Here is a 22,193-nt window from a genome sequence, read left to right as displayed (position 1 = left end):
TTTCCATTCCTTAGTTATGTTTAGTTTAGAAAACTTAGTATAATATCGATTATAATCATGGTTATTATATGTTTCAACACTTAATGTATTTATTTTAGACTAAAGCTTGTTTCTGAAAGCGCCTTATAATAAACACTATTTCCCAACTTATTTGACACTGCTGTCAAAAAGTCTAATGGCTGTGTATAGTCAACAATATCTATATTGTTAAACTTATCACGTTTAATTTGACTGACTGACGCAAAACCATCAATCAGCCCCATATTTTTTGCTTGAATACCACTAAAAGGCTCTCCCGAAAATGTTGTATTCATAGCTTTATCTTTCAATCTGTCACCTCTTGATTGCTCAACAGCCTCTATAAATACTTGATGCGTTTCATCCAAGAGCTTATTAAATTGTGCTGTTTGCTCTGGTCTTTTTGGAGAAAAAGGATCTAGAAAGTCCTTATTAGAGCCTGATGTGTATGTTCTACGCTCTATACCTAGTTTATCCATAAGCCCAGTAAAGCCAAAACCACTACCTATAACACCTATTGAACCAACAATTGTCATTTTATTAGCATAGATATCTTTTGCACCGGCAGCAATATAGTATCCTCCACTTGCACAAACATCTGTACATACAGCATACATAGGTATATTTGGGTATTTTTTCTGCAGATACCTCATATGAGAATATATTTCGTCAGATTGTACAGGTGAGCCTCCAGGACTATTTATTTCAACGATCACACCTTTAACCGCCTTACTAGCATAGGCATCATCTAAACTTTTATTAATCCTTTCTGCATTTGCCTCGGCATCTTCGGCTATTACACCATCAACTTTGACTAACCCTATGTGAGATGTAAGCTCTTTTGATGAGCTAAATAAGCCAGGTATAATCATAACTAAAACAACCAAAATAACTAGAGCTCTAGTAAAAAACTTCCAACGTCTCTTACTTTTGATATCTTTTAGATAAGCTTGAGCTAACTTTTCTAGCGTCTCTTTGGAAATGTTATTTTCCATTTTATCTCCATATTTGTTAATATTTTCTCAACAATTTTAAATCTATTTGTAATAAAATTATACTGTTTAAATTTAAGGGTAACTAAAATGTCAGTATCACTTGAAACCAAAGCAAAAAAACTAGGCTTAGACAATATTGAAAAACACATATTCCTATGTTGTGATCAAGAAAGACAAAAATGCTGTGCCGGCGATGTTTCACTGAAATCTTGGGAATACCTAAAGAAGAGACTCCAAGAGCTAAAATTATCACAAAATGGCCATATCTATAGATCAAAGACATACTGCCTAAGAGTTTGCCAAAATGGCCCAATAGCAGTAGTACAACCTGATAATGTCTGGTATCACTCCTGCACTCCAGAGGTTCTAGAAAAAATCATTCAAAAACATCTAATTGGTGGCAAAATAGTCAAAAAATACACCTTTGCAAAAAGAGAATCTTAAAATACCAAGTCAATATCTTGCACAAAAATCACTCTAAAATCACATCTTAATTCAAGTTACCGTTTTTTTAAAAAATATAGTTATCAAATTATTGCTATACATATAAGCAAAAGATATGCTGAAAGTAATTTCAAAATTTATTTTAACTAAAAGAGGGATTTATGAGTATGAATATTAATGGTAAAAAAGTTTTCGATACTGTTAAAGATGCTACTAATGTGGCTGAATATGTAGTATCTAGATTAGTCGATTTGGGAATAGATCATTCATTCTCCGTACCTGGTGATTTTGCGTTTGCACTAGACCACGCACTTATCAATAATCCAAAACTTAATAATATCGTAAATGCTAACGAGCTTAATGCTAGCTATGCTGCAGATGGTTTTGCCAGAGTTAATGGAGCCGCTATCTTATGTACTACTTATGCTGTTGGTGAATTGAGCGCTCTAAATGGTGTCATGGGCTCAAAAGCAGAGAACTTAGTTGTTTTTCACTTAGTTGGTAGTCCAAATGATGCAGCGGTTGGAAAGAAAAAGCAAGTTCACCATACATTGGGAGATGGCGTTTTTGGAAACTTCTTTGACTTATCAGCTTCTGCAGCCTGTGTCTCAGCGGTCATCACCCCTGAAAACGCTCGCAGAGAAATGAATAGAGTCATAGCAGAAGCATTCAAATACCGTAAACCCGCCTATATAAGTGTTTCATTAGATGGTGGCAATCGTCCTGTCACAGACATAACACCAGATAATATAGACTGCAGTTATCTAAAGACCAATCCTCAGCAGCTTGAGCTAGCTGTAAACCTAGTGTTAGAGCGCCTAAATAAGGCTAAAAAAGTTGTTGCTATCCCTGCTATTAAATTAGACAGATTTGGTGTAACCGAGAAAGCTATCAAACTCATAGAAAAGTTAAACATCCCTTTTGCTATTATGCCTCATGATAAGAGCGTGATATCTGAAACACATCCTAACTATATAGGATTCTATGCTGGTTTATTATCAGACACAAATACAGCCGAGATACTTGAAGACGCTGATCTTGTAATTAATTTAGGCGACGCACTATGGTCTGACTTTAACACTGCTGGATTTACTAATAATTTGGACTTAGATAAGGTTCTGAATTTAGGCCCTTTATTTGTCGAAGATAAAAAGACTTATCTAACTGATATCTATTTATCAGAGCTACTTGATGCTTTATTAGAAAAAGCTGATAGCATAAACTATCGTCCTAAATACTCCAGAATGACAATACAGGATACTCCAACAACACAAGAAAACCTAACGCTTAGCGTGCTATACACTCAAGTTCTAAAATTCTTAAAAAACACAGATAATCTTGTGGTAGAAACGGGCTCATCTTCTCTTAATATGCCAAAATTACCTTTACCTGAAGGTGTAAAATATCATAATCAAACGTTATGGGGCTCTATTGGTTGGGCAACACCAGCTACTCTTGGCGTAGCACTAGCTAATCCTGATTCTAGAACAGTATTAATTACAGGTGAGGGATCTCATCAACTAACACTTAATGAAATAGGAGTAATGGGAAGATATAAAATAAACCCTATTATATTATGCATAAACAATGATGGTTTTATGGTCGAAAGAGCGTTAGAGTTAGACCCTGATCCAAGCTATGATGATCTCGCTCAATTAAACTATAAAGATTTACCTAAAGCTTTTGGCTGTAGTGATTGGCTAACAATCAAAGTGAAAACAGGTGAAGAACTAGCACAAGCATTCAAAGAAGCTAGAGAACATAAGAGCGGTGTATATATAGAAATTATTATAGGCAAGTATGATTATGGTAATGCACTTGATTTCTTCAACAGCCACTTAAAAGAAATGTACGGCTAAATTAGTAGTTATTTTTTGGCATACGCTTTATCTAAAACTTTTCTAAAAGAAACTCCTTGTATAAATATTGATAGTAACACTGCTATATAAACTATTGATGATGCGTGATCACTCCTGTACTCAATAGGTATTGTCAAAGCTAAAGCTATGGACACCCCACCTCTTAGACCTGCCCACGTTATAACAAAGCCATTTTTCCAAAATTGATTTTTGGTAGATCTATCAACCAAAAACATAGAAAAAATAACACTCAAATAGCGAGCAACAAGCGCTATAATAAACAATATAACTCCTGCTATTAAAACATTAACTGAAAAAGACATTTTTAGAGCTACTATTCCAATTAACACAAACAGAAAGGTATTCAAGAGTTCATCGACAATTGCCCAAAAACTTGAGAGCCCCTTTCTTGACTCTTCAGAAATCTCACCCCGGGGCTTAGAGTTGCCAATCACTATACCACAAACCACCATTGCTAAAGGCTCAGAGACTTCTATTCTAGTTGCAAGCCATGAACCCACACTAACTATTGCTAATGACATGATTATAAGCGTATGGGTATCATCAGAATTAGACATCAATCGAGCACCAAAGAAGCCAAGTATCATACCTAAAACAATACCTCCAGCTCCTTCTTGAAAAAGCATTATTACGAACTCACTGATACTAACATTTTGATTAGAGTTGGTGATTATCGACAGCAAAATTAAGAATAGTACTATAGAAAACACATCATTGAATATAGCTTCGCCAGATAGTATCGCCTTAACCTTCTCAGGAACAGCCTTTGTTGATTTAAATACAGCAAACACTGTAACAGGATCCGTAGGTGACAATACCGCCCCCACCATCAAGCAATGCACATAGCTAATATTAACACCTACAACTAAAGGAGCCATAAACCAACAAAGTGTACCCATTATAAAGGCCGTAACAACGACACCAAGACTAGATAAAACAGCTATCGGTAATGAAAATTTCCTAATTTTTGAAAAGTCCAAATGCATTGCTGATGCAAAAAGAAGGTAGCCTAAAAGTACCTTTAACACCAATGTCTTAAAATTAACACTATCAAGCATATCATATACCGGTGAAAAGAAATTTGGCTCTAGTTTTATCAACACCAATAATGATAATGATATAAAAGCACTAAGGGCTGTAAGACCTATAGCTTTAGGTAAGCCTAAAAACCTTAAATTAAAATAACTTGAATATGCTGCTATAACACAAAGCAAAACAAACAATGAATATAAGCTCAAAATCAAGCACCTCTCTAGTTGAACAACTAACAATTTTGCAACTTATTATACTTGTTAATTAGCCTCATATGTATCTTAATCCCCAAATATAAAGCCCCTTAGAAAAAGGTAATATATTAAGATTTTGAGTAAGCCACCTTATTGTTATACAATCTACCAAGAAGTTTTTTAAAGGTCACTCCCTGTATAAATATTGATAAGAAAACAGCAATATAAACAATCGAGAATGAATTTGTCTCTCTATGGGCTAACGGTATAGATAAGGCTAATGCTATAGAAACTCCCCCTCTCAGCCCAGCCCATGTGATAATAAGATTATTCCTCCAAAAGTCTACATGCTTCTTCCTTTCAGTGAGAAATAGAGAAATAATCACACTACTGTATCTAGCAATAACAGAGATAACGAAAACAACAACTCCTGCCGCGATAAAATACCAAGAAGGATTCATCTCAAGTATCTCGATACCAACTAATACGAATAAAAAAGCATTAAGAAGCTCGTCGATAACCATCCAAAAGTTAGTAAGGATAGCCTTTGACTCTACAGACACTCGTTCTTGTGGTCGAGAATTCCCTATAACAATACCTGTTATAGCCATAGCTACAGCCTCGGAAACATTTAAGTATGTCGCAAACCAAGAGCCAAAACTAACAAATGCAAGAGAGACTATAATAAGTGTATATCCATCATCTAATCTACTCATTAATGTTTTTGCTAAGTATCCTAGAAGAGCACCTAGTAAAGCACCGCCCAAAATATCTTGTGCAAACATAAAGAGAAGCGTTACCGAGCCTGTATTTTGCTTACCATCTACAACAATAGATAGAAAAAATAAAAATAAGACAATCGAGAATACGTCATTAAATAGTGCCTCTCCTGATAAGATCGTTTTTACTTTCTTTGGTACATTTGTATTTTTCTTAAATACGTCAAATACTGTAACAGGATCCGTTGGTGAGAAGATAGCACCAATCATAAGACAACGTACATAGTCAACATGAATCCCCAGTATATATGGTGCAGCAATCCAGCATAATGTACCTATTGTAAAAGTAGATATTACGACCCCTAAACTAGAAAGTATAAATATACCATACGAGTTTCTTTTTATTTCTACAAAGTTTAGGTGCATCGCTGATGCAAAAACAAGATAGCCAAGAAGGACTTCTAAAACCACTTCCTTAAAATTTACATTGTATAGCAGAGTATAAATAGGAAATAAAGATTTGTGATCAATCTTAAGTAATAGTGCAATTAAAAGTGCTATCAAAGCACTCAAAACTGTTAACCCAATAGCTTTGGGTAATTTAAGATACCTATAGTTAACGTAACTAGAGAAGGCTGCTATAACACATAATATTACAAATATATAATACTGATTCATTTCAGCTCCATATAAACGGCTATTTTACAATTATAATATTGATTCATGATTTTGCATATTTTATTTAAAAACTTTCTTACTATATAAAGTTTAGAAGTGTTATAATTTCAAAATAATCTTCAGGGCAGGGCGAAATTCCCTACCGGCGGTAACTGTCTAACCACAGAAGCCCGCGAGCGCTTTTTAGATACTAAAAAGGTCAAGCAGATTTGGTGTAACTCCAAAGCCGACAGTATAGTCTGGATGAAAGAAGATTGAAGAAATTCATAAGTAGAACTTAGTAATAGCAACTGCTTTGTTGGCTGTTTGTGTATTATTTCGTTTTGCTATCCCTGCCCTAAGTGTAACTAACAATTTTAACTGGGCAAATGAAAAATATTGAAAACTATTATATGCAACAAGCTCTAACGCTAGCGAATAGAGGTAAGCTATCAGTATCTCCAAATCCTATGGTTGGATGCATAATAGTAAAAAATGGAGCCATTATTTCAGAAGGTTGGCACGAAGCTATAGGAGAGGGTCATGCAGAAATTCATGCACTGAAAAAAGCTGGAGACAAAGCAAAAGGTGCTACTGCATACGTAACCTTAGAGCCATGTTGCCATCACGGAAAAACTCCGCCATGTACGGATGCCTTAATTAAAGCGGGCATACAAAAGGTAGTGGTCGCGACACTTGACCCTAACCCATTAGTTGCTGGCAAAGGCATACAAAAACTCAAAGATGCTGGAATAGAAGTCAAAGTTGGAGTCTTAGAAAAACAAGCTCAAGATCAAAATAAAATATTTTTCCACTACCAAAAAACTCAAAGACCTTTTGTGTATGCAAAATGGGCAATGTCTCTTGATGGCAAAATAGCTGTAAATGGTAATGACTCAAAAAAAATCAGTTCTAAAGAAGCATTTGTAAACACTCACCAGCTACGTAATATTTGTGATGCAATACTTATAGGAAAGCAAACTCTAATTAACGATAACCCAAGCCTTGATGTAAGAATACAGCTAAACAAAAAGAAACACCCTACTAGATTTATTATATCCAACAACCTCTTAGAAATAGATAAGCGTTGGAAAGTTTTAGACCAAAATCATGCAAAAACTATTTTTGTTTGTTCAAAAATTTCTGCTCAAGTTGCCAGTGAACTAGATAATCTTGGTATTGAATACTGGCTACTGCCAACATTCCAGAATCAGGTTTGCTTAGACAGCCTTCTAAACAAAATGGGACAAACAGGGATAACAAGCCTTTTGGTTGAAGGTGGTAAAAAAACTCTAGAAAATTTTATAAATCAAAAACTAATTAATGAACTTGTAACATATTTATCGCCTGTTGTAATTGCAGGGTGCAATCCTAAAGAGAAGCTCATATTTCAAGATGTATCTTTTTTAGGTGAAGATTTACTAATAAATTCATATTTTAAGGAAACTACCAATGTTTAGTGGCATTGTCCAAGAACTAGGAACAATAGAAAGTATAATAGATAAAGGTAATATAAAAACCTTTTGTATAAGGTTTAATAATAGTACAAATTGCAATATTGGTGACAGCGTTGCTATCAATGGCACTTGTCTTACAGTAACTGAAATCGATAAACAAAATTTAACTGCGAATTTTGACGCAGTTCCAGAAACCCTACAAAGAACTAATCTAAATAGCCTAGTAGAAAATCAGTTAGTGAATACTGAGCTTGCTATGCGCTATGGCGATCATGTCGGTGGGCACATGGTACAAGGTCATATTGATGAAACTGGACAAATCATAAATATCACAGATGCCAGTGGAGCATGGCTAGTTGAGATTTCAGCATCCAAAGAATTACTTAAGTATCTAGTCACAAAGGGATTTGTGACTATAGATGGTATGAGCATAACTGTAATCGATACTCTTGAAGACTCTTTTACAGTAACTTTGATACCGCATACTATTGAGGTCACTATTGCAAAGAACTATACTAAGGGCTCTATTGTAAATCTTGAAGCTGATGCAACAGGTAAGTATATCTACAAATATATACAAGGATTTAAAGAAAATGTTTAGACAAATAAAAGAAAATATTGAAAACGCAATACAAGCTCTCAAGCAAGGTACGCCTGTGGTTGTGCTCGATGATTATGATAGAGAAAATGAAGGAGACCTAATTCTACCAGGTGAGAAAGCCACAGAAGCAAATATTGCTTTTATGCTTGAATACACAAGTGGTATCGTTTGCTTAGCAATGGATTCAAAAAAAGCAAAGCAGTTAAATCTAACACCAATGGTAGCAGCTGATCAAAATAATAGTACTTTTACAACCCCATTTACTATAACTATAGAAGCCAAAGAAGGTGTGACTACCGGAGTATCTGCAAAAGACAGAGCCCACACAATACAAGTAGCATCAAAAGCTGATGCAAAAGCCGAGGAGCTAGCTCGACCAGGACATATTTTCCCACTCATAGCAAATGATAAAGGTGTACTTGGTAGAAATGGTCATACTGAAGCAACCGTTGATCTTATGAAGCTAAGTGGCTTCAATAGTGCAGGTGTCCTATGTGAACTGATGAACAAAGATGGCACAATGATGAAAGCACCTGAATTAGAAGCATTTGCCAAAAAGTATAGCTTACCTCTTTTAACTATTGCTGAACTTTATCAGTACCGTTTAGCAACTGAAATTTTTGTTAGTCGCTTGGTCGGAACAACTATACCTTTTAAGAATATAGGTGAGCTTGAGATGAGTGTTTATAGGGATAACTTTTCTAATGAAGAAGTTGTGGTCTTGTCAAAAGCCTATCAGGGTGAAACACCTTTTGTTAGAATGCACTCCTCTTGTTTGACCGGGGATATCTTTGGATCACTACGCTGTGACTGCCAAGATCAACTTCAAAAAGGTATTGAGATGATTGCTCAAGAAGGTGGCTTCTTTATTTACCTTAATCAAGAAGGTAGAGGCATTGGCCTAACAAACAAACTCAAAGCATATAACTTACAAATGCATGAAAATATGGACACTATAGAAGCCAATTTAGCTCTAGGTTTGCCAAGTGATGCAAGAAAATATGACTTAGCTATACAAGTCCTAAAATATAATAAAGTAAATAAGTGTAAGCTTATCTCAAATAACCCTGAGAAATTAGCAGCCCTCAGAAATGTAGATATAGATGCAGAGCCTGTATACTGTGAAGCATTTGTAAATTCACATAACAGAAACTACTTAATAACCAAGAAAAATAAAGCAAAACATACAATCAAAGGAATATAGAGCATGAGAAAACTAGCTATTGTCGTAAGTGAATTTAACTCATTGATAACGGATAAAATGCTTGAAGGAGCCCTAGAAGAAGCATATGCTCAAGGTCTAAAAGATAGTCAAATATATATCAAAAAAGTTCCAGGTGCAGTAGAGTTGCCTTATGCTGCTAAACTTTTAGCAGAGACTAACCAAGTTGATGCGATTGTACTTCTTGGTTGTGTAATCAGGGGCGAGACAGATCACTATGATTATGTTTGTGATCAAGTAAGCTATGGTACGCAAAGAGTTATGCATGAGTATAACCTTCCAGTAATCTTTGGTATATTAACTACACACAATAAAGAACAAGCATTAGAAAGAGTTGGTGGCAAAAAAGGACACAAAGGCAAATACTGTGTTCAAGCAGCCCTAACTATGGCAAAAATGAAAAAAGATATATTAGAACAAGGAGTATAAAATATGTCTTTAGAGATCCTAAAGTATCCTCACCCAATACTCAAAGAAGTGGCACAAGAAGTTACACCAGAAGAAATCAATGATGATTTCCGAGCAACAATAGCAGAGATGCGCGATTTAATGATAGAAGCAAATGGTGTTGGCTTAGCTGCAGTACAAGTTGGTATCAAAAAAAGATTCTTTATCATGTATGATAACTTAGAGAGTGAGACTCCCGAAACAATTACAATCATCAATCCTGAGATAATCGACCAGAGTGGTAAGATAATTGATGAAGAAGGTTGTTTATCATTTCCTGGAGTTTCTGCTAAGGTTAATAGAGCAACAAGAGTTAGGATAAAAGCACTTAATGAGTTCGGTGAGGAGATTGAAATTGAAAAAGATGATTTCCTAGCAAGATGTATCCAACATGAAATAGATCATCTAAATGGTGTTACCTTTTTTGATCATCTTGGTTCACTTAAACGTAAAATGATAGAGAAAAAATATAAAAAACTGATGCAAGAAAATGCCAAAACTTAATTTTTAGTATTTTCCTGTAATCAAAGCTTTACTTTTTAGCGTCACTAAGCAAAAATTATGTCTTGAAATTGTTGTTAAATTATGGAATTTGAAATATGCGCAAGATATTAAGCAAAATATCACTATTACTACTAATTTTAACTGTTACTTCATGCGGAATGCTATCAAATGACCAGTTTGTTTATCTTGGTCATGGTGATAATACTCCTGATTACCAACTATACTACGATAAAACCAGAAAACTTTTTGTACTAATTGACAAAAGAAATGGTTGTTTCCAAAAAGATGATACTGGAACTTGTCTTGCATTTACTTTAAAGCAAACTAGAGAGTTTAGAGAGAAAGTACTTGCTAAGATGATTGAGATTGATCTTAAGTTAGCTAAAGACAATTATGGTAATCGTGCTATGGCAGAACTTCAAAAAGCCGGAATAACAACTGTTAACAAGCCTATAAAGACTGAAAGTGTATACGCAACTCCTGTCAGACAAATAGTTCTCGATAGAAAACAACAGTATCACTTAGTTAGAAAACAGTACCCTATAGATTCAGATCTTGTTGCAATGTTAATAACTGATAGGGATGGTACAAAGCGCATAAAAGTAGCTTATACTGTTGATTTCCCTGAGCTAGAAAAAGAATACAATACATCCCTCAGACCATATATTATTGATCCAGAGTTTTTATATACTCATATGACTATTGATACAGTGCATGAAGCGCAATTTATGCAAAGAGACGTTTTGAAAAGCCAAAAAGATGTCAAAAAAGAAGTCGGTGTCTACTTGAATGATGTGGTTGATACATCTACCAAGAAGTCTAGTTATACTCGTCAAGAAATATCTAGTGATGCGGCAACCCTAGATCATGAGTTAATTACAAAAGCTGATCAAGATAATGATGATATTATTGCAAATAGCGGTAGTGCTATAGAAATAGCTACAAACGGTAGCTCTAATACTAGCTCATCCCAAGAAAAACAGACTGACTCAACAGATAATCAGAAAACCACATTAGCAAGTGATAATAATTAACATATAAATATTAACAAAAATCTAAATAATTATCCCTCCTCCTAAACAAATCTCACCATCATAAAAGACTACAGATTGTCCTGGAGTTATTGCTCTTTGTGGCTCATCAAAAACCACATTAACTGAACCATCTTCATTTATTTGCACATTACAAGACTGATCTTTTTGCCTATAGCGAACTTTTGCACTACATCTAAAACTATCTGCTGGAGCAGATCCAGCTACCCAACTAAGGTCTATAGCTTGTAATGTATCTTTGAATAGCATTGGATGATCATGACCTTGAACAGCAACTAAAACATTATTTTCTAAATCCTTTTGGGCTGCGAACCATGGTATTTCAGGGCGATTTTTTACACCACCTATACCAAGACCCTGTCTTTGCCCAATCGTATAATACATAAGCCCATCATGCATACCAATCTTGATACCATTTTCATCATGTATCTCGCCTCTTTGAGCTGGCAAAAACTTCGATAAAAAGTCTTTAAACTTACGCTCACCTATGAAACATATCCCTGTACTATCTTTCTTATCAAATGTTACCAATTTATTCTCTTTAGCAATCTCACGTACTTTAGATTTTTCAATATCACCAATAGGAAACATTGTCTGCTTTAACTGCTCTTGACCAAGTGTGTATAAGAAATATGTTTGATCTTTACTATCATCAAGACCTTTGACTAACTGCACTGAACCATCTTCAGCCACTTTAGTACGAGCATAGTGTCCTGTAGCAATATAGTCACCTCCTAACAAATGCACATAGCTCAAAAAAGCTTTAAACTTGATTTCCTTGTTGCATAAAATATCCGGATTAGGTGTCCTACCAGCCTTATACTCTGTTAGAAAGTGCTCGAATACATTATCCCAATATTCAGCTGCGAAATTAATCTTTTTGAAAGGTATCCCAATAGAGTCACACACTGCTTGAGCATCAGCAATATCTTGTTCTGCTGAGCAAAAATCATCAGTATCATCTTCTTCCCAGTTTTTCATAAAAACACCTGTTACATCATAACCTTGCTGTTTTAACAACAAAGCAGAAACAGATGAATCAACTCCTCCTGATATACCTACTATTATTTTTTTATTTTGCATATTTAAATATTTTATACCCTTTTGTAGTGACAGCACAGTGTGCTGTCTTATGATAGATTAATATAGGCTAACAGATCAATGATCTGTCACTACAAATAGTAATAACTATAGAGACTATTTCTTCAAAACTGACAAGAAAGCTTCTTGAGGAATTTCAACAGAACCAATATTTTTCATTCTCTTTTTACCTTCTTTTTGCTTTTCTAGTAATTTTTTCTTACGCGAAACATCACCACCATAACACTTTGCTAAAACGTTCTTACGCAATGCTTTAACTGTACTTCTGGCAACAATAGTCCCACCTATAGCTGCTTGAATTGCTACTTCAAACATTTGTCTTGGAATTAGCTCTTTAAGGCGCTCAACAAGTTCTCTACCTTTGTACTTTGCTTGATCTTTATGAACTATACTTGCTAATGCGTCAACTTTATCTCCATTTATAAGCACATCTAGCCTAACCATATTTGCTGCTTCATAGCGAATTAGCTCGTAATCCAATGAACCATAACCCTTCGTAACAGATTTGAGAGTATCAAAGAAATCAGACACCACCTCAATCATTGGTAAATCGTAAGTTATAGACACTTGGTTACCAACATAGTTAAGATCGACTTGTACTCCTCTTTTTTCAACACATATTGTAATTACGCTACCAACATAGTCTTTTGGCACAAGAATATTCGCTCTTACAATTGGCTCATGTATTTCTGCTATTGCACCTGGCTCTGGCAATTTTGATGGATTATCTACTTCTATAGTTTCACCATCTTTCTTGATTGCCTTATAGACAACTGTTGGTGCTGAAGTAATTAAATCAAGATTATATTCTCTTTCAAGCCTCTCTTGAATAATTTCCATATGTAGCATTCCTAGGAAGCCACATCTAAAGCCAAATCCTAATGCTTGTGAAACTTCTGGCTCGAAAAACAGTGAAGCGTCATTTAAACTTAGCTTATCTAATGCCTCTCTAAAATCAGGATAATCATCTGAGCTTATAGTAAACATCCCTGCATAAACTTGTGGCTGGACTTTTTTAAATCCTGGAACAGGTTTATCAGTTGGATTATGCGTATGAGTTAGAGTATCACCTACAGGAGCTCCATGAATATCTTTAATACCTGCTATAATAAAACCAACCTCACCAGCTTTCAAGTGATCTAGATCTTTCATCTTTGGAGTAAATACCCCAACTCTATCAGCTTGATAAGAAACTCCAGTTGACATAACTTTAAATTTCTCACCTTTCTTAAGAGTTCCGTTTTTAATCCTCACAAGAGAAACAACACCTAGATAATTATCAAACCATGAATCTATTATTAGAGCTTGCAGCTTTGCATTAACATCACCCTCTGGTGCTGGGACTTTAGCAACAATTGTCTCTAAAACATCTTCAACACCTATACCTGTTTTAGCACTACATGTAGTTGCTCCAGTAGCATCGATACCTATTATTTCTTCAATCTCTTCTGCGACTCTATCAGGCTCTGCAGATGGTAAGTCAATCTTATTTAAAATTGGTATAACCTCTAAATCCTGATCAATAGCTGTGTAGCAGTTAGCTACTGTCTGAGCTTCAACACCTTGTGCTGCATCCACCACCAGCAAGGCACCTTCACAGGCAGCTAATGAACGCGATACCTCATAAGAGAAATCAACATGCCCAGGAGTATCAATAAAGTTAAGCTGATATGTTTGACCATCCCTAGCTACATAATCTAAAGTTACAGATTGTGCTTTGATAGTGATTCCACGCTCTCTTTCTATATCCATAGAGTCTAGGACTTGCTCTTTCATTTCACGCTCAGTCAAACCATTACACACCTGTATAAATCTATCTGAAAGAGTAGACTTACCATGATCAATATGTGCAATTATCGAAAAGTTTCTGATATTTTTCATAATATTTAAGCTCTGTTGCTACTAAGAAGTAATTTTTTATTTAATAAATCTAGATACCTATTATGCTATAAAATAACTTTAAAATGTAGTGATTGCCATATTTAAATAACGAAATAATCATTAATAATATTACAAATTCTGTTGACAAAAATATACAATGTATGCAAAATACTTTAGCTATTAAATTTATATATTTGTGTTTCTCACGTATCCCCCTAGAGAAGCCTAAGGTTATAAAAGTTAAAAAATTAAAACTGGAGAATTAAATTGGCTAACTCAAAACAAGCAAAAAAGAGAATTATTCAAGCTGAAAGAAATCGTCAACACAACGTTGCACGTCGTTCTATGATGAGAACTTTCTTAAAGAAAGCTGCTTATGCGATCGAGAAAGGTGATGTTGAAGCTGCTAAAGAGAACTTCGCAAAAGTAGTTCCTATTTTAGATAAATACGCTTCTAAAGGTCTAATCCATAAAAACAAAGCTGCTAGACATAAGTCTCGTCTAAGTGCTAAGATCAAAGCTCTTTCTACAGCTGCTTAATTATTTCTTTTTATCAAGTTTCTTCTATAAACATATTACTTTCATTTATGCTACTATTTTCTGTATTAGCAGAAAATTGGTTATTTTGTGCCTACAATTAAAATTCACTATACAGATAATATTAAAATCTCGAATAAATTAGATGACTTTTCTAGAAGCCTACACTCTAAACTTATTGAAGTGATTAAAACAGACATTCATACATGCAGAACTCTTATCTACCCATGCAAAACCTATCTAGTTGGCGACAGTTCAAGTAACTTTGATGGCTTTATTCAACTTGAGATTGACATTCTACCAGGTAGAAGTCCTAAACTAAGGAAATTATTAGGAAATATTTTATTGAGTGATTTGAAATCCTTGTGTAATGACTCTGATGTCTCTATAGATTATCGTGTAATCGTAAATGAAACAGATACTGAGTTTTACTTTGGTTTATAATTTATCTTTTTAATACAACACTATCAAAACCATAGTAATTAGCAAAGCCCTTATTTCTCCAATCATTTTTATTAAAAGTAATATCATCAAAGTAGACAAATCTATAATTTTTATCTAAATAGAGCCTATAATCTACCGGAAAAGATGCAGATTTGACATCATGCTCATGATAATAGTGTATTAGTTGCTGTCTTTGCGATTCATAATCATGTAATGAATCGTAAACTGAGAAAAGCATCCATAACTGAAATAAAAGTAAAATCAACAGCAGCCAGGATAATCTACAAAGAATTTCAATAAACCTTATAATAAAAACATTTTTAGAATTATATAATAATCCAAAAATAATCATAAAAAATAGTACATAATAAATCATTAAAACTCTTTGGTTTAATCCTCCATACTGGCCAACAATCGGAGTCAAAACGAACAAAGAACTAATCAATGCAGCAAAATAAATAAACTTTGTTTTAAGCCTAATATCCTTATCCAAAATTAAAAGCAGTCCTATAAAAGCCAACATATAATGCAAAAGCTTCGCATAAGGATGATAAATCAATAGTTGCCACATAAACTTTATATTCTGTAACAAATCAATATTTCTCGAACCTGCTAAAACATCTAGTCTTTTATAATTACCAGGAGCTACTGCCAATATAATACCTCCTACTATAAGGGCGACAAAAAAGTAAACTACATTTCTATTGATACTCTTATTGTCCAATTTACAGTCAAGGAAATATGCTAATAAAAGGATAGTTAAAACTCCTACATATATTTCATTATATAAACCTATAAAAATTCCTACAAAAATACTAAAAGTTATGGAGTTTTTTTGCCTTATAAAAATAAAGTAATAATACCCTACCAACAATACAATTCCCCAGAAGTACTGAATTGCCGCTGTTTTCCATAAAGCATTACCTATCACCCCAGAGTATAAAAAAATAAAACTCAAGAAAAAGAAAAAAATCACAAAGCGTTTGGAGCTAAGTTCATATTGATCCTTACTTACAATTTTAAAACTGAGAATGATAAATATACTAAAAAGTATAGAGTTTAATATATCTATAATAAAGAGGCTTATAACAAGGTGATCTTTATTGAAAAGCAAGTAAGCCAAATACTCTGCAGATACCCTGCCTGTCCAGTTCAAATATTGGTTATATACTATACTTATCAAATTGCCTTTGGTTAAAGCTGACGCAGATAATCTACCAAAATCATCTGCAAAGATAGGTTGACAAAAGTTGAGGAATAAAAATCCTACAGCAATAGCACTAATAATTAGGATATTGAATATATTTTGTTTTTTCATATTTTTATTAATTTAGAAAACTGGTTCATCAGTTGGTGGAGCATAATTACCTGATATACCTATCAATCTATCTTGATTATTAAAAGTTAGTATTAGTTTTGACTCACTATAATCAGTATCAGTCATATGTTTTTTATATGTATTTATATAAATATACTGGTTTGGATTAAATGTATCGATAATATCTGGCGAGCCTAATATATAAACAACCTCGCCTTTAGTCATATTAGGCTTGATATCAAAAAGTTTTTTATTCTTAATCTCTTTACCTTGAGGAACAGGAGCCGTATAAGGCTCAATAACTCCACAAGCTGATAAGCTTAAAAAGAACAAAACAATACATACATTCTTTAATATAGTTTTAAATGTCATTATATTAATCTTCTAAGCCTACAAATAATTTCTGGTCTATAATATCACACAAACAATGAATTATAAGAAAATGGTTCTCTTGAATATTTGCCATATTGTCAGAAGGAACCCTTAACTCGATATCATCTGCATTGTACATAGCTTGCAATCTACCACCGATTGCACCAGTCAATGCAACAACTTTCATATCTAAGTCATGTGCTTCTTCAACAGCATTGATAATATTTTGTGAGTCACCATTTGCAGATACAACTAATAAAATATCGTCTTCATTGCCTAATGCTGCTACTTGCTTAGAGAAAATATGGGCAAATCCATAGTGATCTCCAACAGCTGTAATTGTTGCAACATCCGCTGTTAAGGCTACTGCTGGTAAAGGAGGTCTCTCCATATCAAAATGATTTAGAAGCTTAGAGGTGAAATGCTGCGCTATAGCTGCTGATCCGCCATTACCACATACTAGAATTTTACCACCATTTTCTAAACAAGACACCATCGCTTTTGCAGCCTGTGCAATAGCTGGAGGTAAAATATTTGCTGTCTCAATCTTTGCTTGAATACTTGCTTCAAAAAAACCATTTACCCTTTCTAAAGATGACATATTAACGCAAAAAAGTAATTAATTGATATGGCTATGATTTTACTATATATAAAAACCTATAGCTAGGATATTACCAAGATTATTCCTTAGCAAAACCTTTTAGAAACAAAAAGAAAAATGCAGTAACTGACACCACTAAACAAATAACAACAAAACTATATATATAATCTAAGCTTATATAGCCCATGATGCTTACCGATAAAACTGCAACTGCCATGTTTATAAAATTCATCATTGCAGAAGCACTCGCTTTGTCATCAGCTAAAGCATTGGATGCTATATGTGATGCTGCCGGATATATGAAACTTGTAATAAAATACATCAGCGTAATAATACCAAAAAACATAATCGGCGTAATAATATCAAAATATGCCATAGAAGCTATAATCATAAAACTAACCAACAAAGTAGCAATTGCAATTTTCAAAACTAGAACATTATCATAACTATTGATAATTTTTGCTGCGCCAAATGAGCCCGCTATAATACCTACTATAGTCATAGCATTATAAGTACCTAATTCAGCACTATTAAAATCAAAAAGTTGCTGAGTAATAAATGGCGCAGCTGTCGTATAGCAATAACTAAATGTTGACATTACACCTATTATAAAAGCAAAAATCAAAAGTTTTGGACTTGATAATGCATTTATATACCCTGAAAAAATATTGCCAACATTAATCTTTGAAATACTAGGTGTTTCATTTTGATATAAATAAGTAAATAAATACATCGCAACCCCATGAGCTAATAGAACATAAAAGCAGTAGTTCCAATGTGAATAGTAATTAACAAAGCCACCTATCATGATAGCTAAAGTTACAGACAATGCAAAAGATATACTAGCAAATGACAGTGCTGTCTTTGCTCTAGATGGTTCTACAGAGTGATTCAAAATAATAAACGTACAAACCAATCCAACAGATGATCCTAAAGCCGTAATCAATCTACCTAAAAGCAATAACTCAAAAGATAAGTGAATCCCACCAAATATACAAACTATAATACCTATCAAATTAATAACTAAGCCTATTCGTAATGTACTTACACTACCAAACCTACGGGCAATTGGGCCATATATAAGTTGTCCAACAACATACCCTACCAGAAAAATACTCACAATCCACTCTACTTGCCCATTTGCAAGATTTAATTCACTACTGATGTGAGGTAAAGCCGGATTTAGTATCACAGCTGATGCGCTCGCTATACTTATATAACTAAGCAGAAGTATGATTTTATAATTTTTCATAGCCATTCCTTTTTTATCAAAAAATTTAACTATTGCTATAGTAAATTAAAAAATATATTTTACAATATCATCATTAATAAACTTATGTTTAGTAAAATTTGACAATTAAAAATAAAAAAAATATACCTATTAATTTTTTTGAAATTTTTTATAAATTAGTAACTTATGGAAGCTTTACAAATACTGCAGATGCTCTTGGTATAACAAAAGCTGCTGTAAGTCACACTATTAAGCAATTAGAAAAGGAACTCAAAGTTGACTTGCTAATTAGGACAACACGTAGACTTTCATTGACGCATGAAGGCAAGCTTTTATTTGAGTATTGTAAAACATTACAAAATGAAATTGAAAACATTCGTGATCTAGCAGAATCTTTTCATAGCGAACCATCAGGCATCCTAAAAATAAATACTTCCTCATTTTTTGCCAAGAGTGTTCTGATAGGTCTGATCAAAGAATACTCCAAGAAATTTAGCAAGGTTAAAATTGAAGTAAATATTGAAGAGAGAATGCCTAATTTTAAAACTCAAGAAACAGATATAATTCTAGGAGTTAACTGGACTCCTCCTGAAGATATTATTGCTCGTAAAATAGCTACAACAAGATACATATTATGTGCAAGTCCTGTATATCTAGAACTTTATGGTATCCCCTCTAACCTATCTGATCTAGTAAATCATAAGTATATTCCCCATAGTTCTAGAGCTACTGCTCTTGTAAATATTAGAGAAAGCAAAGTAAAGGCTCAAGTGCCTCCTTCTGATTTATCTGCGAATAACATGGAGTTTATGAAAGAATGTGTCTTAAATGATCTTGGAATTGCTCAGTTTCATGAATATATTGTAAAAGATGAAATACAGAATGGTAAACTTGTAGAATTGCTTAAAGACGAGTTTTTAGATCATCAAGATATTTATATTTACTATCCTAAAAATAAATTTGTTCAACCCAAAGTTAAAGAGTTTGTAAAACTTGTTATGAATAGTCAAATTTTTACTTGATGTAAGAAGATGTGTATTTATATCTTTTGTTATATCAATTATCCTTATCGTACTTTTCTAACGAAATAATAACCATGAAATCACATACAACATTAAAGCTAATAGTGCGTGAAAAAATAATTATAGAGTCTTTTTTATTGACAATACTGTTAGGTTTAGTTGCCCTCATAAGCTATCTTCTTCTACCTAAGGCCTTTGTTAATAGCCTAGTAGGTATTACAGCCTTGTGTACTGCTTCAATCCATGGAGTATATAGGAAAAGTTATCTATATATCATTATCGCTATTATCTCTATAAGTGCCGCTATGATTATTGGAACCGTTGTATCGCAACTACCTATAGTTGTACCTTTTTGTACACTCATAATGGGTGGCTTGACTTTTTATCTACCAACAAAATTTAGAATAATGCCAGAGATACTCACAAAGTTTTGTTTTATTGGATATGTTTCAAGTGCTTTCGGATATAGTCATGTCAGTATAGGTATAACTCTAACTTGTGTAATAGTAGTAATGGTATTGCTTGTATTCTATTATGCTTTGATAAATATACTGCTATATAGAGATCAGCCACACTCTAACCGCGAGAGGATTCGAGATAAATATCATCATGTGATGATTATTGCTCTTGCGTCACTTGCTATAGGATACTTGGTAACGAATTTTATGACTATATACCTACCAAATACTAATCCATGGTGGATTATGATGACTATAGTTTTGGTTCTTGGCTACTCTTATGAAAAAGTAAAGATAACTGCTCTTAAAAGAGGTTTTGCCAATATACTAGGTCCTCTCATAATCGCGATACTAATGATTCCATTAAAAAATCATTACTATTTACAAATAGCTCTACTACTGGCTCTTTTTTTCTTAGTTAATTGTTCTATATCATATTATCTACTACTGAATCTTTTTGTGTCATGTATGATTATTAGTTGGAGTATAATCACTTTATCGTCAGCGACATCATACACAATAGCACTAGACAGAGCCTTTGAAACATTTGTAGCTGTATTTATAGTTTTAATAATTAATGAGATATATAAAAAACTACTTTCTAAATATATAAAGAAAATAATAAACTAGGCTTCTCTAATACCAAAAAGGCTACTTCCTATCCTAACATCTGTACTGCCATACTGTATAGCTAATTTATAATCAGCGCTCATTCCCATTGACAGTCTCGATAATTTTAATTCATAAGCTAAACTAGCATTAATAGTGTCAAAAAATACCTTCATTTTTGCAAAGCTCTTTTCTGGAGAGTCTGATTTTGCAGGTATACACATTAGTCCAACCACCTTTAGATTACTGAATTTTTTCGCTTTAACTATAGCTTCAATAACATCATCTAACTGAGTTGATTTAAAACCAGATTTACTGACATCATCATCTATATTTATTTGTAAGAAAACATCTATATGCTTATTTTCATTAATAGCAGCTTTACTTATTTTCTCAAGATGTTCTATTTTCTCTACACTTTGAATTGAATCAGCATACTTAACAATATGCTTTATCTTACGTGATTGCAGTGAACCAATAAAGTGCCATTTTAGATTTGGTAATTGCTGAGCTTTCTGCTCTAATTCTTGAAAATAATTCTCTCCAAAATCTAATTGCCCAAGACTTGCTAAATATTCTATTTTGTCGATAGACTGATACTTACTGACAGCCAGAAGCCTAGCATTTGAGTCTATATTTTTGATGATATTCGTATATGAGTTTTGAATAAATTCTTTATCGATCATTATTTTTTCTCATTATAATAAGGTTTCTCTCAGCATTCAAGAAAGGAACTTTTATGCTATGCTTTTCAATATCCAATGGCAAAGATGCTAAGTTCTGCTCCTCTAGATCTGGGCCTTTCATAGCTAGCATTTGATTATCTTTAGTTAAGAAATGCTTACATAATTCATAAAATGTATCAACTGAGCTAAATGCACGCGAGATAATATTATCAAAGCTACCATCTAAGTTTTCAATGCGTATATTTAATGGATTAATATTATCCAAGCCCAAGCTTTTTTTGACATTTTTGAGAAACATGATTTTTTTGCCAACACTATCAACCAGAGTAAACTGATGCTGCGGATATAGTATCGCCAAAACCACTCCTGGCAAACCTCCTCCAGTACCAACATCGACAGTTGAGCTACCTTTGATATACTTAGCTACAGCGAGACTATCAAATAAGTGCTTGACTAGCATATCATCAATCTTCTTAATAGCAGTCATATTATAAACTTTATTCCATTTCTCAAGAAGTTTTAAATACTCTAGCCATTGTTCAACCTGCTCTTCTGTTGCTAGAATATCAAGCTCAACCAAAGCTTGCCTAATTTTATCCTTCATACTATCCATTTTGTAGAAATAACAATCTTATCGGCTATAATAAATATATTATAAGCTTTAAATGGTAGAGTTGGGATTTAAAATTCCAGTTTTTTATACAATCTAAT

Annotated in this window: 23 protein-coding genes and 1 riboswitch; of the genes, 12 read left to right on the top strand and 11 right to left on the bottom strand. The window is 33.5% G+C overall.

Annotation, left to right across the window (positions count from 1 at the left end):
- Positions 1–89: 89 nt before the first annotated feature.
- Entirely contained in the window at positions 90–1,013 is a 924-nt protein-coding gene (locus FQ699_RS06360) for a S49 family peptidase (RefSeq protein ID WP_146421637.1), read from the bottom strand.
- A gap of 87 nt (positions 1,014–1,100) precedes the next feature.
- On the opposite strand from FQ699_RS06360, the gene FQ699_RS06355 reads away from it, so the two are divergent.
- The gene (locus FQ699_RS06355) at positions 1,101–1,457 is read left to right on the top strand and encodes a (2Fe-2S) ferredoxin domain-containing protein (RefSeq protein WP_013921896.1); all 357 of its coding nucleotides are present in this window, start codon (positions 1,101–1,103) and stop codon (positions 1,455–1,457) included.
- Between the two features lie 161 nt (positions 1,458–1,618).
- A complete protein-coding gene (locus tag FQ699_RS06350) occupies positions 1,619–3,316 on the top strand; it encodes an alpha-keto acid decarboxylase family protein (RefSeq protein WP_146421636.1) in 1,698 nt (565 codons plus the stop codon).
- An 8-nt stretch (positions 3,317–3,324) separates the two neighbouring features.
- Here FQ699_RS06350 and FQ699_RS06345 read toward each other — a convergent pair whose 3' ends face one another.
- The gene (locus FQ699_RS06345; RefSeq protein ID WP_146421635.1) at positions 3,325–4,575 is read right to left on the bottom strand and encodes a cation:proton antiporter; all 1,251 of its coding nucleotides are present in this window, start codon (positions 4,573–4,575) and stop codon (positions 3,325–3,327) included.
- A gap of 116 nt (positions 4,576–4,691) precedes the next feature.
- A complete protein-coding gene (locus tag FQ699_RS06340) occupies positions 4,692–5,960 on the bottom strand; it encodes a cation:proton antiporter (protein WP_146421634.1) in 1,269 nt (422 codons plus the stop codon).
- A gap of 111 nt (positions 5,961–6,071) precedes the next feature.
- Positions 6,072–6,219, top strand: a riboswitch (FMN riboswitch).
- Positions 6,220–6,328: 109 nt separating this feature from the next.
- On the opposite strand from FQ699_RS06340, the gene ribD reads away from it, so the two are divergent.
- From ribD to FQ699_RS06310, 6 genes are all read left to right on the top strand, one after another.
- The gene (ribD, locus tag FQ699_RS06335) at positions 6,329–7,399 is read left to right on the top strand and encodes a bifunctional diaminohydroxyphosphoribosylaminopyrimidine deaminase/5-amino-6-(5-phosphoribosylamino)uracil reductase RibD (protein ID WP_146421633.1); all 1,071 of its coding nucleotides are present in this window, start codon (positions 6,329–6,331) and stop codon (positions 7,397–7,399) included.
- A complete protein-coding gene (locus FQ699_RS06330; RefSeq protein ID WP_146421632.1) occupies positions 7,392–7,997 on the top strand; it encodes a riboflavin synthase in 606 nt (201 codons plus the stop codon). The genes ribD and FQ699_RS06330 overlap by 8 nt, the downstream gene beginning before the upstream one ends.
- Positions 7,990–9,201, top strand: coding sequence for a 3,4-dihydroxy-2-butanone-4-phosphate synthase (gene ribB / locus FQ699_RS06325; protein WP_146421631.1), 1,212 nt, complete (start codon positions 7,990–7,992; stop codon positions 9,199–9,201). Before FQ699_RS06330 ends, ribB begins: the two co-directional genes overlap by 8 nt.
- A gap of 3 nt (positions 9,202–9,204) precedes the next feature.
- A complete protein-coding gene (gene ribH / locus FQ699_RS06320; RefSeq protein WP_146421630.1) occupies positions 9,205–9,648 on the top strand; it encodes a 6,7-dimethyl-8-ribityllumazine synthase in 444 nt (147 codons plus the stop codon).
- Positions 9,649–9,651: 3 nt separating this feature from the next.
- Positions 9,652–10,170, top strand: coding sequence for a peptide deformylase (gene def, locus FQ699_RS06315; RefSeq protein WP_146421629.1), 519 nt, complete (start codon positions 9,652–9,654; stop codon positions 10,168–10,170).
- Between the two features lie 95 nt (positions 10,171–10,265).
- Positions 10,266–11,204 (top strand): FTN_0109 family protein, encoded by a 939-nt coding sequence (locus FQ699_RS06310; RefSeq protein WP_146421628.1) that lies wholly within the window; start codon positions 10,266–10,268, stop codon positions 11,202–11,204.
- 21 nt (positions 11,205–11,225) lie between these two features.
- On the opposite strand, the gene mnmA is transcribed toward FQ699_RS06310, so the two are convergent.
- Positions 11,226–12,305, bottom strand: coding sequence for a tRNA 2-thiouridine(34) synthase MnmA (gene mnmA / locus FQ699_RS06305; RefSeq protein WP_146421627.1), 1,080 nt, complete (start codon positions 12,303–12,305; stop codon positions 11,226–11,228).
- Positions 12,306–12,419: 114 nt separating this feature from the next.
- The gene (gene lepA, locus FQ699_RS06300; RefSeq protein WP_013921886.1) at positions 12,420–14,204 is read right to left on the bottom strand and encodes a translation elongation factor 4; all 1,785 of its coding nucleotides are present in this window, start codon (positions 14,202–14,204) and stop codon (positions 12,420–12,422) included.
- A gap of 267 nt (positions 14,205–14,471) precedes the next feature.
- On the opposite strand from lepA, the gene rpsT reads away from it, so the two are divergent.
- Together rpsT and FQ699_RS06290 are read left to right on the top strand one after the other, a co-directional pair.
- Entirely contained in the window at positions 14,472–14,744 is a 273-nt protein-coding gene (gene rpsT / locus FQ699_RS06295) for a 30S ribosomal protein S20 (RefSeq protein WP_004286750.1), read from the top strand.
- Between the two features lie 87 nt (positions 14,745–14,831).
- Positions 14,832–15,185 carry a tautomerase family protein gene (locus tag FQ699_RS06290; protein WP_146421626.1) on the top strand — a complete coding sequence of 118 codons (354 nt, stop codon included), beginning with the start codon at positions 14,832–14,834 and terminating at the stop codon, positions 15,183–15,185.
- Position 15,186: 1 nt separating this feature from the next.
- On the opposite strand, the gene FQ699_RS06285 is transcribed toward FQ699_RS06290, so the two are convergent.
- The 4 genes from FQ699_RS06285 to FQ699_RS06270 all read right to left on the bottom strand — a co-directional run bounded on the left by FQ699_RS06285 (position 15,187) and on the right by FQ699_RS06270 (position 18,728).
- Positions 15,187–16,503 (bottom strand): DUF6056 family protein, encoded by a 1,317-nt coding sequence (locus tag FQ699_RS06285; RefSeq protein ID WP_146421625.1) that lies wholly within the window; start codon positions 16,501–16,503, stop codon positions 15,187–15,189.
- A gap of 12 nt (positions 16,504–16,515) precedes the next feature.
- Positions 16,516–16,875, bottom strand: a complete 360-nt coding sequence (locus FQ699_RS06280; RefSeq protein ID WP_146421624.1) for an outer membrane protein assembly factor BamE — start codon at positions 16,873–16,875, stop codon at positions 16,516–16,518.
- Between the two features lie 4 nt (positions 16,876–16,879).
- Positions 16,880–17,476 (bottom strand): SIS domain-containing protein, encoded by a 597-nt coding sequence (locus FQ699_RS06275; protein ID WP_146421623.1) that lies wholly within the window; start codon positions 17,474–17,476, stop codon positions 16,880–16,882.
- A gap of 79 nt (positions 17,477–17,555) precedes the next feature.
- Positions 17,556–18,728, bottom strand: coding sequence for an MFS transporter (locus FQ699_RS06270; RefSeq protein ID WP_146421622.1), 1,173 nt, complete (start codon positions 18,726–18,728; stop codon positions 17,556–17,558).
- Between the two features lie 104 nt (positions 18,729–18,832).
- On the opposite strand from FQ699_RS06270, the gene FQ699_RS06265 reads away from it, so the two are divergent.
- Positions 18,833–19,729, top strand: coding sequence for a LysR family transcriptional regulator (locus FQ699_RS06265; RefSeq protein ID WP_179951690.1), 897 nt, complete (start codon positions 18,833–18,835; stop codon positions 19,727–19,729).
- A 74-nt stretch (positions 19,730–19,803) separates the two neighbouring features.
- Entirely contained in the window at positions 19,804–20,817 is a 1,014-nt protein-coding gene (locus FQ699_RS06260; RefSeq protein ID WP_146421620.1) for an FUSC family protein, read from the top strand.
- Here the strand turns inward: FQ699_RS06260 and FQ699_RS06255 are convergent.
- Together FQ699_RS06255 and rsmG are read right to left on the bottom strand one after the other, a co-directional pair.
- A complete protein-coding gene (locus FQ699_RS06255; RefSeq protein WP_146421619.1) occupies positions 20,814–21,482 on the bottom strand; it encodes a YggS family pyridoxal phosphate-dependent enzyme in 669 nt (222 codons plus the stop codon). The two genes, FQ699_RS06260 and FQ699_RS06255, sit on opposite strands and share 4 nt — an antisense overlap.
- Complete coding sequence (gene rsmG / locus FQ699_RS06250; protein ID WP_146421618.1) at positions 21,472–22,095, bottom strand: 16S rRNA (guanine(527)-N(7))-methyltransferase RsmG; 624 nt, start codon at positions 22,093–22,095, stop codon at positions 21,472–21,474. The genes FQ699_RS06255 and rsmG overlap by 11 nt, the downstream gene beginning before the upstream one ends.
- Between the last annotated feature and the right edge of the window lie 98 nt (positions 22,096–22,193).

The organism is Francisella salimarina, from assembly GCF_007923265.1.
GTDB classification, from domain to species: Bacteria; Pseudomonadota; Gammaproteobacteria; order Francisellales; family Francisellaceae; genus Francisella; species Francisella salimarina.
This window is presented reverse-complemented; position numbering and strand designations above follow the sequence as displayed.

Excerpts from the sequence above, each read along its gene's own strand:
- FQ699_RS06330 (WP_146421632.1), top strand. The coding sequence starts at position 7,392 with ATGTTTAGTGGCATTGTCCAAGAACTAGGAACAATAGAAAGTATAATA.
- lepA (WP_013921886.1), bottom strand. The coding sequence starts at position 14,204 with ATGAAAAATATCAGAAACTTTTCGATAATTGCACATATTGATCATGGT.
- rsmG (WP_146421618.1), bottom strand. The coding sequence starts at position 22,095 with ATGGATAGTATGAAGGATAAAATTAGGCAAGCTTTGGTTGAGCTTGAT.
- FQ699_RS06280 (WP_146421624.1), bottom strand. The coding sequence starts at position 16,875 with ATGACATTTAAAACTATATTAAAGAATGTATGTATTGTTTTGTTCTTT.
- FQ699_RS06260 (WP_146421620.1), top strand. The coding sequence starts at position 19,804 with ATGAAATCACATACAACATTAAAGCTAATAGTGCGTGAAAAAATAATT.
- ribB (WP_146421631.1), top strand. The coding sequence starts at position 7,990 with ATGTTTAGACAAATAAAAGAAAATATTGAAAACGCAATACAAGCTCTC.
- FQ699_RS06255 (WP_146421619.1), bottom strand. The coding sequence starts at position 21,482 with ATGATCGATAAAGAATTTATTCAAAACTCATATACGAATATCATCAAA.
- def (WP_146421629.1), top strand. The coding sequence starts at position 9,652 with ATGTCTTTAGAGATCCTAAAGTATCCTCACCCAATACTCAAAGAAGTG.
- ribD (WP_146421633.1), top strand. The coding sequence starts at position 6,329 with ATGAAAAATATTGAAAACTATTATATGCAACAAGCTCTAACGCTAGCG.
- FQ699_RS06285 (WP_146421625.1), bottom strand. The coding sequence starts at position 16,503 with ATGAAAAAACAAAATATATTCAATATCCTAATTATTAGTGCTATTGCT.
- FQ699_RS06310 (WP_146421628.1), top strand. The coding sequence starts at position 10,266 with ATGCGCAAGATATTAAGCAAAATATCACTATTACTACTAATTTTAACT.
- FQ699_RS06340 (WP_146421634.1), bottom strand. The coding sequence starts at position 5,960 with ATGAATCAGTATTATATATTTGTAATATTATGTGTTATAGCAGCCTTC.
- FQ699_RS06355 (WP_013921896.1), top strand. The coding sequence starts at position 1,101 with ATGTCAGTATCACTTGAAACCAAAGCAAAAAAACTAGGCTTAGACAAT.
- FQ699_RS06350 (WP_146421636.1), top strand. The coding sequence starts at position 1,619 with ATGAGTATGAATATTAATGGTAAAAAAGTTTTCGATACTGTTAAAGAT.
- mnmA (WP_146421627.1), bottom strand. The coding sequence starts at position 12,305 with ATGCAAAATAAAAAAATAATAGTAGGTATATCAGGAGGAGTTGATTCA.
- FQ699_RS06270 (WP_146421622.1), bottom strand. The coding sequence starts at position 18,728 with ATGAAAAATTATAAAATCATACTTCTGCTTAGTTATATAAGTATAGCG.
- FQ699_RS06360 (WP_146421637.1), bottom strand. The coding sequence starts at position 1,013 with ATGGAAAATAACATTTCCAAAGAGACGCTAGAAAAGTTAGCTCAAGCT.
- ribH (WP_146421630.1), top strand. The coding sequence starts at position 9,205 with ATGAGAAAACTAGCTATTGTCGTAAGTGAATTTAACTCATTGATAACG.
- FQ699_RS06275 (WP_146421623.1), bottom strand. The coding sequence starts at position 17,476 with ATGTCATCTTTAGAAAGGGTAAATGGTTTTTTTGAAGCAAGTATTCAA.